Annotated in this window: 11 protein-coding genes; 5 read left to right on the top strand and 6 right to left on the bottom strand. The window is 63.5% G+C overall.

Annotated elements, in window-relative coordinates:
• Window positions 1–5 precede the first annotated feature (5 nt).
• Entirely contained in the window at window positions 6–536 is a 531-nt protein-coding gene (locus tag KW568_RS17365; protein ID WP_004575415.1) for a membrane integrity-associated transporter subunit PqiC, read from the top strand.
• A gap of 10 nt (window positions 537–546) precedes the next feature.
• On the opposite strand, the gene KW568_RS17360 is transcribed toward KW568_RS17365, so the two are convergent.
• Window positions 547–2,301, bottom strand: a complete 1,755-nt coding sequence (locus tag KW568_RS17360) for a phosphoethanolamine transferase CptA (RefSeq protein ID WP_080634923.1) — start codon at window positions 2,299–2,301, stop codon at window positions 547–549.
• Window positions 2,302–2,511: 210 nt separating this feature from the next.
• Between KW568_RS17360 and KW568_RS17355 the strand changes: the two genes are divergently transcribed.
• Window positions 2,512–2,667, top strand: a complete 156-nt coding sequence (locus KW568_RS17355; protein ID WP_004575417.1) for a DUF2986 domain-containing protein — start codon at window positions 2,512–2,514, stop codon at window positions 2,665–2,667.
• 28 nt (window positions 2,668–2,695) lie between these two features.
• On the opposite strand, the gene KW568_RS17350 is transcribed toward KW568_RS17355, so the two are convergent.
• Together KW568_RS17350 and KW568_RS17345 are read right to left on the bottom strand one after the other, a co-directional pair.
• On the bottom strand, window positions 2,696–3,070 hold the full coding sequence (locus tag KW568_RS17350) for a hypothetical protein (protein WP_004575418.1): 375 nt from the start codon (window positions 3,068–3,070) through the stop codon (window positions 2,696–2,698).
• A gap of 201 nt (window positions 3,071–3,271) precedes the next feature.
• Window positions 3,272–3,862 carry a biliverdin-producing heme oxygenase gene (locus tag KW568_RS17345; RefSeq protein WP_004575419.1) on the bottom strand — a complete coding sequence of 197 codons (591 nt, stop codon included), beginning with the start codon at window positions 3,860–3,862 and terminating at the stop codon, window positions 3,272–3,274.
• A 162-nt stretch (window positions 3,863–4,024) separates the two neighbouring features.
• Here KW568_RS17345 and KW568_RS17340 point away from each other — a divergent pair, with 162 nt between their 5' ends.
• Window positions 4,025–4,516, top strand: a complete 492-nt coding sequence (locus KW568_RS17340; RefSeq protein WP_004575420.1) for a GNAT family N-acetyltransferase — start codon at window positions 4,025–4,027, stop codon at window positions 4,514–4,516.
• Window positions 4,517–4,629: 113 nt separating this feature from the next.
• Here the strand turns inward: KW568_RS17340 and KW568_RS17335 are convergent, their stop codons facing one another.
• The 3 genes from KW568_RS17335 to KW568_RS17325 form a co-directional block, all read right to left on the bottom strand.
• The gene (locus KW568_RS17335; RefSeq protein ID WP_004575421.1) at window positions 4,630–6,003 is read right to left on the bottom strand and encodes an 8-oxoguanine deaminase; all 1,374 of its coding nucleotides are present in this window, start codon (window positions 6,001–6,003) and stop codon (window positions 4,630–4,632) included.
• A gap of 160 nt (window positions 6,004–6,163) precedes the next feature.
• Window positions 6,164–7,744: an aldehyde dehydrogenase (NADP(+)) gene (locus tag KW568_RS17330; RefSeq protein ID WP_004575422.1), complete on the bottom strand. Its 1,581-nt coding sequence runs from the start codon at window positions 7,742–7,744 to the stop codon at window positions 6,164–6,166.
• Between the two features lie 153 nt (window positions 7,745–7,897).
• Window positions 7,898–9,280: an APC family permease gene (locus KW568_RS17325; RefSeq protein WP_012052810.1), complete on the bottom strand. Its 1,383-nt coding sequence runs from the start codon at window positions 9,278–9,280 to the stop codon at window positions 7,898–7,900.
• A 282-nt stretch (window positions 9,281–9,562) separates the two neighbouring features.
• On the opposite strand from KW568_RS17325, the gene KW568_RS17320 reads away from it, so the two are divergent.
• Together KW568_RS17320 and KW568_RS17315 are read left to right on the top strand one after the other, a co-directional pair.
• Window positions 9,563–10,405, top strand: a complete 843-nt coding sequence (locus KW568_RS17320; RefSeq protein WP_014859221.1) for a helix-turn-helix transcriptional regulator — start codon at window positions 9,563–9,565, stop codon at window positions 10,403–10,405.
• 42 nt (window positions 10,406–10,447) lie between these two features.
• On the top strand, window positions 10,448–11,830 hold the full coding sequence (locus KW568_RS17315; RefSeq protein WP_004575424.1) for an aspartate aminotransferase family protein: 1,383 nt from the start codon (window positions 10,448–10,450) through the stop codon (window positions 11,828–11,830).
• Window positions 11,831–12,019: the final 189 nt, after the last annotated feature.

The following is a 12,019-nucleotide window of genomic DNA, read 5'->3' as shown; positions in this document are numbered from 1 at the left end:
AGCCGATGCAACGACTGCGCAATGTATGTGTGGCCAGCCTGCTGGTGTGGCTCGGGGGCTGCAGCAGTACGCCGAACAACTACCACACGTTGGTACCGAGCGAACCGGTACGTGACAGCGGCCAGCGCATCCAGGTGGTCAGGGTGGCTGTGCCGCCCCAGGTCGACCGCCCACAGTTGGTGGTGCGGCAAGGGCAGAGCGGCCTGGCCATCCTGGAGACGGAGTGGTGGGGCGCCAACCTGGTGGATGAATTCCGCAGCGCCCTGCAGGACCTGTTGGGCGGCCCGGCGGGCGGTGGCAAGGCGTCGCTGCGGGTGGATGTGCAGCGCTTCGACACGGTACCGGGGCGCTATGCCTCGCTGGAGGCGGTGTGGCGCCTGAAGCAGCAAGGGCAGGCCGAGCTGACCTGCCGTACGTCTGTGCAGACTGCCGCGGACAACAGCATCACCAGCCTGGTGAATGCACACCAGGCCAACCTGCGCAAGTTGGCCGAGGCGGTGCGGGGGAGTGCCCTGCAGGGTAGCTGCCGGGCATGAACCGGCCTTATTACTGCCGGGTGCTGGCTGTTTCCTGTGCCCCTTCGGCCTTGTCCTGCGGCAGCTGATCGAACTCGCGCAAGCCATCCTTGCGGTACGGGTCGCCGATCCAGCGTGGTGCTGCCACGAACTGTGGGCTCACCAGGCTCTTGGCCGGTTCATAGCGGTCGTAGCTCAATCCGGCCAGGTCTGACAGGGTATGGATCAGATGCGAACTGCTGTAGGGGCGGTTGGCCATTGCCTGCAAGTCACGCGGGTGTTCGGCCTGCCAGCTAGGCGAGGTCCACAGCAGGAACGGGATGGTGTACATCGGCCGGGTCGGTGCGCCTTCATTGCGCCCCAGGCGGTCGTGGTCACCGGAGCTGTACACGTCTTCACCATGATCGGACAGGTACATCAGGAACCCGTTGGGGTTGCCTGCCGCATAACGCTTGATCAAGGTCGACACCACATAGTCGTTGTAGCGCACCGCGTTGTCATAGAAGTTGTAGGTTTCTACCTGGTCCGCCGTCAGCTTGGCTGGCACACCTTGCTTGTCGTTGAAGTGCGCATAGTCGTCCGGGTAGCGGTAGCGGTAGTCCATGTGCGTGCCCAGCAGGTGCACGATGATGAACTTGTTGGGCGCAGGGTCTTGCAGGGCTTTCTCGAACGGTGCCAGCACCACGTCATCGTACTGGCTGGCATTCTGGTTGCGCTGGTTGTTCAGGTACACCGGCGCGTCTGTTTGCTGCGAGAAGGTGGTGAGCATGGTGTTGCGCTTGGTCAAGGTCTGCTGGTTGGTGATCCAGAAGGTCTTGTAGCCTGCCTGTTTCAGCAGGTTGATCAGCGACGGGTCGCTGAGGAAGCGGTCCGGGTTCTGCTCGTCGCCGAACGTGAGAATCTGCTGCATCACTTCGATGGTGTACGGGCGCGGCGATACCACGTCGCGGAACACGGTCAGGCCCTTGTCGCTGGCGGCCAGCGCGTCGAGGTTGGGCGTGGTATCGCGGTTATAGCCATACAGGTGCATGTGCTCGCGGGTGGTCGACTCGCCGAGCACCAATACCAGGGTGCGTGGCGCTGTACCACTGCTGTCTCGCAGGTTTTGCAGCGGTGGCAGTGCGGCATTCTGGGCCAGCAGTTTCTGCATGTTGTCCAGTTGCTGGCGGTACTGTCGGTAGCCGACCAGCAACTGCCAAGGGACGGCCGGCTCCATTCGCTGCTGCACTTTTTCGAGCGCATCGGCGAAGTTGCGCTCCTGGGTGACCATCTGCTTGTAGAACGGCATGACCAGGTTGGCCACCAGCAATAGCACGACCACCGGCAGGCGGCTGCGCAGCGGCAGGCTGACCGGGCGCACGCGCCGCCACAGCATTACCGCGACCAGCGTGTACAGCACCAGTGCCAGGCCCAGCCCCACGCTGAAGTATTGGCTGAAGTACTCACCAGCCTCGGCGGTGTTGGACTCGAACATCACAAAGATGACGCTTTGTGAAAATTCCTGGCGATAGATGCCGAAGTAGCTCAGGCCCACCAGCGATGCAGCCCACAGCACCAGACCAATGATCGCCGCGGTGGCGCGGGTGAAGCGCGGCAGCAGCAGGACGGGCGCCAGCCATAGGCTGCTGAGGAATAACGCATCGCGAAAACCGGCGAAGCCGGTCGTCCCGCTGAACAGCAGCAGCGCCTGGGTTACACCGGAAAAATACCAGAAGAACAGCAAGAGCCAGCCGAGGCCGGCCCAGTCCACGCGCTTGTGCGCGGCGGGGGATGTAGTGTTTGACACGTATGCCTCGTCGTACCTTGGCGGCCAGCGGTTGTGCGCGTGACCGGAAAGGGCGTGACGCTAATCTGCGGACTGTGAAAAATACGTCAACGCGTTGAATCCTGTGACCTGCGTGGCCGTAGCAGGCATAAGCTGGGCTGTTCACTGCGTTTTCCCAGGCTGCCGGGGTATGATGGCGGCAGCGAAACGTCCTGAAAGGCCCCGTAGACTATGAACCGTCGTAAGAAGATCAAGCAGCTATTGCAGGCGCATGCCAAAAAGGCCAGTGCCAAACTGGCGCCACGCAAGCCCAAGTACATCTGCAAGGCGGACCGCTTGAAGATGGAGGCAGAGGCGGCGGGCGAGAGTTCCCAGCTGGCTGACTGACACCGCCCCTGCACCGATCGCATGGGCTTCAACGGCGGTAGTAATAATGCGCGTCATGATGACGCTGGCGCATGGCGCGCTCATGGCGGCGCTCCCAATCACGGCGCCGTTCCCAGTCGCGCCGCCGCTCCCAGTCCCGGCGGGCTTGTTCACGCCGCCACTGTTCGCGGCGCCAGTCGCTTCGGTGGTCGTGCCAGCGATCGTCATCATGCGCAAGGAGCGTGGCCGGCTGTTCAACGGCCACGCTGGCCACGCTCGACCACGGGTTGCCGGCTGGCTTTAACGGTGACTGGACAGCCGGTGAAACCGGTTCGGCGGCTTTCATCTGCGTTGCCGATGCCGTGCCCACCGCCGCGAGCGAGAACAGGCCGAGCAGCACCAACCTTGCGACATGTATTTTCATGAGCGTAGCCAACCTCTGATAACGAATGAGCCATCTGGCCAGCAGGTGTGGGGGGCGAACCTTGTCTCGCGTTCCGCTACCTTTCTGTGCCTCACACATAGACAGGGAATCAAGAAAAAGTTCGCTACAGCAACAACTTGTAGAAAATCGCCGTGGCAGTGGGTGCTGTGCAGCGCCCGCTAAAGGTGCCATTGCACTCGGTCAACTGCCTGCAAATACCTCACGCAGATGCCCCCGATAACTGTCGAACGCTGCAATCGCCCCCGCTACCACCTCTGCTTCCTCCTGCTCCCCCAGCACCAGGCTGTCCAGCCTGGCAACAAATGCGCGCCAATGCAGCGCTCGGCCATCCGGGTGGGGGGCCAGGTGGCGGGCGCCCTTGTCACCCTCCAGCCCAAGACGTTGCGTGTGCTTGTAGAGAAACGCCGCCCCCAGGTTGGAGCCTTCACTGCAATACAGCCATCCCAAGGCCTGGGCCGAGCTGACACAGACCGGTTGGGTGGACGTTGGCAGCGACAGGCCCAGGTCGCGCAGGTCGGCCTCGACTGCCGCAAAACGTGACAGCGCCGCCAGCCCCGGCAGTTGCTGGTTGAGCTGTTCATCCTGATACAACGCCAGCAGGCTGCCATGAAAGCGGTGCTGCACCTGCAGGAAGCGACCATAACGCTCGCGGTTCTCGAAGGGCCGCGCTGCCATTACCAGTTGATCGACGCTGTCATGATCCCTGCTGCTGGCCGCTTTCAGGCGTTTGCAGCGGCTGGGTTCGGTGAAGGGGGAAGTTACAGCGGTCATCGGCGTATCCGTGGCAATAGAGCAAGGTCCCCATGATGCTTGCCATCCTTGGCAAGCATCAAGCGTCACACGCCCGACCTGACCGAGTTCGCAATGATGGAGCGCGAGGTCAAGGCTCATTTATCATGGCGGCTGTCTTTACCATTGCCAAGGATACTTGCCATGAGCGCCCTTCAGTTCCGCACCCCCGTTCCCGCCGATGCCGAGCGTTGCTACGCCATCGAAATTGGCGCCTATGAAGGGGATGAGGCGGCCACGCTGGAGAAAATCCGCACGCGTATCACGCAGTACCCACAAGGCTTCCTGGTGCTGGAAAGCGACGGCGAGATTGTTGGTTTCATCAACAGTGGCTGCGCCCACGAGGTCGTGATGTCCGACGAGGCCTTCAAAGAGCTGGTCGGCCATGACCCGGCGGCCGCGAACGTGGTGATCATGTCGGTGGTTGTAGACCCGGCCCATCAGGGCAAAGGCTACGCCAAACTGTTGATGAACGAATTCATCGGGCGCATGCACGCGGCGGGCAAGCAGACCATTCACTTGATGTGCAAGGAACAGCATGTGGCCCTGTACCAGAAGCTGGGCTACCAGTACGTGAAACCGTCGCCGTCGGACCACGGCGGCATGGCCTGGCATGAGATGGTCATGGACCTTTGAGTGAACGTGAAATCGTAGTGCGCGCTACCCGCAGCTTTTCTACATGACAGCGCAGCCCAGAGGGCTGCGCATGACCTTCATTCAACCCGGCGATGCCGAGCTGATGCCTGGCCTCAAGTGCCACTGACCAGCAGATGGGCCAGCTGGTTGTGGCGTTCCAGTACCCGCGGCAGGTCGACGGTGGCCAGCTGGCCGTCTTTCACCACGACGCGGCCGTTGATCACGCTGGTATGCACCTGGGTCGGGGTGCAGAACACCAGTGCCGCCAATGGGTCGTGGTGGCCGCCGGCATACGCCACATGGCCCAGGTCGAAGGCGACGAAATCGGCGACCATGCCCGGGGCCAGGGCACCGATATCATTGCGGTTGAGCACTTTCGCGCCACCCAGGGTGGCAATCTCCAGTGCTTCGCGTGCGGTCATCGCGTCAGGGCCGAAGCCCACCCGTTGCAGCAGCAGGGCCTGGCGCACTTCACCGATCATGCTGGCGCCGTCGTTGGAGGCAGAGCCATCGACCCCCAGGCCCACCGGTACGCCGTGGTCGCGCATCTTGCGTACCGGGGCGATGCCCGAGGCCAGCCGCATGTTCGAGCATGGGCAGTGGGCGACGCCGGTGCCGGTGCGGGCGAACAGCTCAATGCCGTGCTGGTCGAGCTGCACGCAGTGGGCATGCCATACATCATGGCCGACCCAGCCAAGGTCTTCGGCGTACTCGGCAGGGGTCATGCCGAACTTCTCGCGGCTGTAGGCGATGTCGTTGACGTTCTCGGCCAGGTGGGTGTGCAGCGACACCCCATACTGGCGCGCCAGCACGGCAGCTTCGCGCATCAGGTCGCGGCTGACCGAGAACGGCGAGCATGGCGCGACCACGATACGGCGCATCGAGCCGTGGCTGGCATCGTGGTAGTCCTCGATCAGGCGTTGCGATTCCTTGAGGATGTCGGCTTCCTTTTCCACCACCGCGTCAGGTGGCAGGCCGCCTTGGCTCTGCCCCACGCTCATGCTGCCGCGCGCGGCGTGGAAGCGCATGCCGATCTCGGCCGCCGCGTGGATGCTGTCGTCGAGCTTGCAGCCGTTGGGGTAGATATACAGATGGTCGCTGGAGGTGGTGCAGCCGGACAGGATCAGCTCGGCCATGGCGGTCTGGGTCGACACCGCGATCATCTCGGGGGTCAGGCGCGCCCAGATCGGGTACAGGTTGGTCAACCAGTTGAACAGCTCGCCGTCCTGAGCTGCCGGTACCACGCGGGTGAGGCTCTGGTACATGTGGTGGTGGGTGTTGACCAGGCCTGGGATGACCACCTTGCCGGCCATGTCCAGAACCACGTCGGCGTGTTGCGGCAGGGTATCGCTGGGGCCGACTTGCTTGATCAGGTTGCCTTCGATGAACAGGCCGCCGTTCTTGATTTCGCGGCGTTCGCCGTCCATGGTGACCAGCAGCGCGGCGTTTTTGACGAGGAGCGTTTTTGCAGGGTTTGTAGATGACATGGTGCAAGCCTGCGCAATACGCATCGGCGATTACCGATGTCATAGGCGCTCGGTATTGTAAGCAAGCTTTTTACTGATTGTATACAGCTCGAAGTACCCGTGCCGGCCTCTTGGCGGCTTGAGCCGCGAAGAGGCCGGCACGGGTTGCAGCCATGAAAGATCACACCGCCTCGCGGCTGCTCACACCCTCCAGCAACCGGGCAATCCCCAGCGGGTTAGCGTTTTTCAAGGCATCCGGCAGCAGTGCGTCCGGGTAGTTCTGGAAGCACACCGGGCGCAGGAAGCGGTCGATGGCCAAGGTGCCGACCGAAGTGCCGCGGGCGTCGGAGGTGGCCGGGTAAGGGCCGCCATGCACCATGGCATCGGAAACCTCCACACCGGTCGGGTAGCCATTGAGCAGCAAGCGCCCGGCCTTGCGTTCCAGCAACGGCACCAGTGAGGCAAAGGCGTGCAGGTCGTCAGGTTCGGCAATCAGGGTGGCGGTCAGCTGACCTTGCAGGTGACGCAATGCTTCGGCCAGTTGCTGGGCATCGGCCACTTCAACCACCACGGTGCAAGGGCCGAACACTTCTTCCTGCAACAGCGGGTCGCCATTGAGCAGCAGGCTTACGTTGGCCTTGAACAACTGCGGCTGAGCCTGGTTACCCGTTTGCGGTTGGCCGGCCAGATGCTGGATACCCGGGTGCGCCAGCAAGTGCTGCACAGCGTTCTGGTAGCTGCGCAGGGTGCCCGCGTTGAGCATGCTCTGCGGGCCTTGGTCGGCCATGCGTGCCACCAGCGTTTGCAGGAAATGCTCGAAGTGTGGCGACCGGATACCCACCACCAGGCCCGGGTTGGTGCAGAACTGCCCGCAGCCCAGCACCACCGAGGCGGCCAGCTCGGTTGCCACCTGTTCACCGCGAGCCTGCAGAGCCTGCGGCAGCACGATCACCGGGTTGATACTGCTCATTTCGGCGAACACAGGGATCGGCTGCGGGCGCGCTGCGGCCATGTCGCACAGGGCGCGGCCACCGCGCAGCGAGCCGGTAAAGCCGACTGCCTGGATGGCTGGGTGCTTGACCAGCGCTTCGCCCACACCGGCACCGTAGATCATGTTGAAAACGCCTGCCGGCATACCGCTGCCGGTCACTGCTCGGTCGATGGCCGCGGCCACATGGGCCGCAGTGAGCATGTGCCCACTGTGTGCCTTGAACACCACCGGGCAGCCGGCGGCCAGCGCCGAAGCGGTGTCACCGCCAGCGGTGGAGAAGGCCAGAGGGAAGTTGCTGGCGCCGAACACGGCCACCGGGCCCACGCCGATGCGGTACTGGCGCAGGTCCGGGCGCGGCAGCGGGGTGCGCTGGGGCAGGGCGCGGTCGATGCGTGCAGCGTAAAAGTCGCCACGCCGTACCACCTCGGCAAACAGGCGCAGCTGGTTGCTGGTGCGGCTGCGTTCGCCGCGGATGCGTGCTTCAGGCAGTGCGGTTTCGCGCATCACATCCTGGATGAAGTCATCACCCAACGCGTCCAGTTCGCTGGCGATCGCGTCGAGAAAAGCGGCGCGTTGGTCCGGGCGGGTGCTGCGGTAGCTCGGGTAGGCCACCTCGGCGGCCTGCGCGGCGGCCTCCACCTCGTCGCCAGTCGCCTGGTGGAAGGCGTAGGGCAGTGCTTCACCGGTGTGGGCGTCGAGGCTGTGCAGCAGCACGTCACCGTGGCCACTGAGCTGGCCGGCGATGTGGTTCAGGCGGTGTTCGATGGACATTTCGTTTCCCGTTGGCAATGACAATCGTGGGTCAGGACTGTAGGGGGCGAACGGGGGGCTGAATAATGATTAATCCGGATCGGGTGATAACGAGCAGTTATCACCCGGGTTCTCGCGATGCCCTGCAGGAGCGGTCGCGCAAGGCGTCAGGGCTCACTCGGCCATCTGCAACTCTGGCAGCTTCACGCGCAACGCCCGGGTCAGCCCCAGTAGCACCAACAGGCCCAGGCCCATCCAGCACAGGCCGATGGTGAACGACAGGCTGGTCAGGCTGCTCCATAGCCACAGCGTGCTGAGAAAGCCCAGGCCAGGAATGGCGCCGTACAGCAGGCAGTTGCGGCAACCGCGCAGTTTCTGATCAACCAGGTAGTGCTTGACCACCGCCAGGTTCACCGCCGAAAAGGCGAACAGTGCGCCAAAGCTGATCATGTTCGCCACGGTATCCAGGGTGATCACCAGGGCGATCAGCGACAGCAGGCTGACCACCAGGATGGCGGTGGCCGGCACGCGCTTTTTCGTCACCAGCTGGCCGAATGCCCGCGGCAATGCGCCGTCACGGCCCATGGCGAACAGTACGCGCGACACGCTGGCCTGGGACACCATGGCCGAGGCGAAGCAGCCGGCCACGTAGGTCGCGGTGAAGGCGGTTACCAGCAGCTCGCCGCCCACCCGGCGCATCACGTCGACCGACGCCGAATCCGGATCGGCGAAGCTGCCCCAATCGGGGAACACCATCTGTGCGCAATAAGACACCACCAGAAACAGCAGGCCGCCGATCAACGACACCGCCAGAATCGCCACGGGAATGCGGTAGGTCGGGTTACTGGTTTCCTCAGCCATGGTCGATACCGCATCGAAGCCGAGGAACGACAGGCACAGCACGGCGGCGCCGGTCATGATCAACGGCACGCTGAAGCCTTCGTGGTGCAAGGGGGCCAGCAGCGACACCGGCTCCGCCTGTCCGCTGAGCTTGAGAATGGACAGGGCGACGAAGACGATGATGAACACCAGTTGCACCACCACCAGGATCCAGTTGACCCGGGTGATCGACTCGATGCCGATCAGGTTGAGGAAGGTGACCAGGGCAATGGAGCCCGCCACCCACACCCAGGCATGGATGGTCGGGAAGTATTCCGACATGTAGATGCCGATCAGCAGGTAGCTGAGCAGCGGCAGAAAGATGTAATCGAGCAGCAGTGTCCAACCGGTGATGAAGCCGATATGGCTGCCGAAGGCCTTGCGCGTGTAGGTGTAGACCGAGCCGGAGTAGGGGTGGGCCTGGACCATGCGGCCGTAACTGTAGGCGGTCAGCAGCATGGCGGCGAGCGTGAGCAGGTAGGCGGTGGGCAGGTGCCCTTTGGTCATCTGGGTGACCAGCCCGTAGGTGGTGAATACGGCCAGGGGCACCATGTAGGCCAGGCCAAACAGCACCAGGGCGGTCATGCTCATGGACTTGCGGAAGCGGCCGGTGCTGGTACCGGGTTGCGAGGGTGCATGCGGGGCGGGGCTATGGGCTGTACTTGTTGTTGTATGCATTGCTAACTCCTGAAAAGGGATGCAGGACACCGCGGCAGGCGAGCAGGCTCGCAACCGTTAGGTGCTGTGCAAGGAGGTCGAGCGGAAAGCTCGCAGCGCTGGGGCGGGTTGATGCTCCCACACCCTGCAGGCACCCGGAATCACCCTTTGGGGTGAGCGGCCACTGCCCTTGCCCGGCTCACCCCAAAGGGTGATTCCGGTGCCTGCAGCCCCGTGGGAGTATCTGCTCAACGACGCACCGCACTGGCGGCGGTGCCACTGAGAAGAAACGGCAGGCTTACAGTGACTAATCAATTGCTTTCAGCACAATGGTTCGAGCACCAGGCCAAGGTCACCGAGGCGATCGGCCGGCCGGGCTTTGCCGCCAGCCTGTTTGCTGCATTGAGTGTGATACGGCCGATCCAGGCGACCACGGTGTACCTGTACCCGCACGACGGCATGCCCTGTGCGCTGTTCGAGCAGGATGACAAGGCACCTTGGCAGCCCGAGGGCAATGTCAGCCGCTACCTGTCGGGCTTCTACCTGCTTGACCCGTTCTACGGTGCTTGTGTGGAACAGGTCGAATCCGGCTGCTACGGCCTGTTCGAAGTGGCGCCCGATCACTTCGAGGTCAGCGAATACTACCAATCGTTCTACCGCCACTCGCACCTGGAGGACGAACTCAACTACATCCTGCAGGTGGCGCCCGGGCAAAGCCTGGCGGTGTCGCTGGCCTTCACCGACAAGCTGGATGGGCAAAGCCGCACGCGGTTCGGGCTCATCACGCCTTGGGTGCTGGCGGTACTCGGCAAGCATTTTGCCGGGCTGGACAGCCGCGCAGGCCGCTTCGAGAACATCCTCGAGCAACGTATCCATGCCGCGCTGAACAACTTCGGCAGCTCGCTGCTGACCGAGCGTGAATGCCGTATCGCCCAGCTGATCCTGCGTGGTCACTCGACCAGGTCGCTGGCCGAGCGGCTGGGGGTGTCGGAAGACACCATCAAGTCGCACCGCAAGAACGTCTACGTCAAGCTCGACATCGGCACCCAGTCCGAACTGTTCTCCCTGTTCATCGACGCACTGGCCAATGCCCAGGGCGTGCTGGGCAAGGACCCGCTGGAAAGCTACATGGGCAAGCTGCGCTGAGCGCCAGCTTCCCTGCAACCCCACCGCAAAGGAAAACCAACAATGAACGCGCCTTTCGCCCCGCAACGCCAGACCCGTGACTATCAGGCAGCCGATGCCGCCCACCACATTCATGCCTTCCTCGACCAGAAGGCGCTGAACGCCGAAGGGCCGCGGGTGATCGTCGGTGGCGAACGCCTGCACCTGTGGGACAGCGAGGGCAAGCGTTACCTGGATGGCATGTCCGGCCTGTGGTGCACCCAGCTCGGTTATGGCCGTCGTGACCTGACGGCCGCCGCAGCCACGCAGATGGATCAGCTGGCCTACTACAACATGTTCTTCCACACCACCCACCCGGCGGTGATCGAACTGTCCGAGTTGCTGTTCAGCCTGCTGCCGGGGCACTACAGCCACGCGATCTACACCAACTCCGGCTCCGAGGCCAACGAGGTACTGATCCGCACCGTGCGCCGCTACTGGCAGGTGGTTGGCCAGCCAGGCAAGAAGGTCATGATCGGCCGCTGGAACGGCTACCACGGCTCGACCCTGGCGGCCACGGCGCTGGGCGGGATGAAGTTCATGCACGACATGGGCGGGCTGATTCCGGATGTGGCACACATCGACGAACCTTACTGGTACGCCGAGGGCGGTGAACTGACCCCGGCCGAGTTCGGCCGCCGCTGCGCCCTGCAGCTGGAGGAAAAGATCCTCGAACTGGGTGCCGAGAACGTTGCCGGCTTCATTGCCGAACCCTTCCAGGGGGCCGGCGGCATGATCTTCCCGCCGGAAAGCTACTGGCCGGAAATCCAGCGTATCTGCCGCCAGTACGACGTGCTGCTGTGCGCCGATGAGGTGATCGGTGGCTTTGGCCGCACCGGCGAATGGTTCGCCCATGAATACTTCGGCTTCGAGCCCGACACCCTGTCGATTGCCAAGGGCCTGACCAGCGGCTATGTGCCCATGGGCGGCCTGGTGCTGAGCAAGCGCATTGCCGAGGCGTTGGTGGAGCGCGGCGGGGTATTTGCCCACGGCCTGACCTATTCCGGCCACCCGGTGGCGGCGGCAGTGGCCATCGCCAACCTGAAGGCGCTGCGTGACGAAGGCATCGTGCGCCAGGTGAAGGACGACACGGGGCCGTACCTGCAGCGCATTCTGCGGGAAGTGTTTGCCGACCACCCATTGATCGGTCAGGTGCAAGGGGCCGGGCTGGTGGCGGCGCTGCAGTTTGCCGAGCACAAGCCGACGCGCAAGCGCTTTGCCAACGAGAACGACCTGGCCTGGCAGTGCCGCACCTTTGGTTTCGAGGAAGGGGTGATCATTCGCTCGACCCTGGGCCGGATGATCATGGCCCCGGCCTTGATCGCCAACCACAGCGAGCTGGATGAGCTGGTGGAGAAGACCCGGATAGCCGTAGACCGCACGGCGCGGCTGGTCGGCAAGCTCTAAGCCTTCTGGGGGCGCTTCGCGCCCCGATCGCGACGCAAGGCCGCTCCCACAGCAATCGCGTCGCTTGCAGGGGCAACGCTGTTCTTTTGGGAGCGGCCTTGTGTCGCGATTGGGCTGCAAAGCAGCCCCGGCGATTCATCCGTGGGACGACGCCCCCATCCAAAAGATTGCTCCCATGTTTACCAGGAG

It is taken from the genome of Pseudomonas sp. HD6515 (assembly GCF_024971855.1).
Lineage (GTDB): Bacteria > Pseudomonadota > Gammaproteobacteria > Pseudomonadales > Pseudomonadaceae > Aquipseudomonas > Aquipseudomonas alloputida.
The sequence above is the reverse complement of the archived record's forward strand: the minus strand, read 5'-3'. Positions and strand labels throughout refer to the sequence as shown.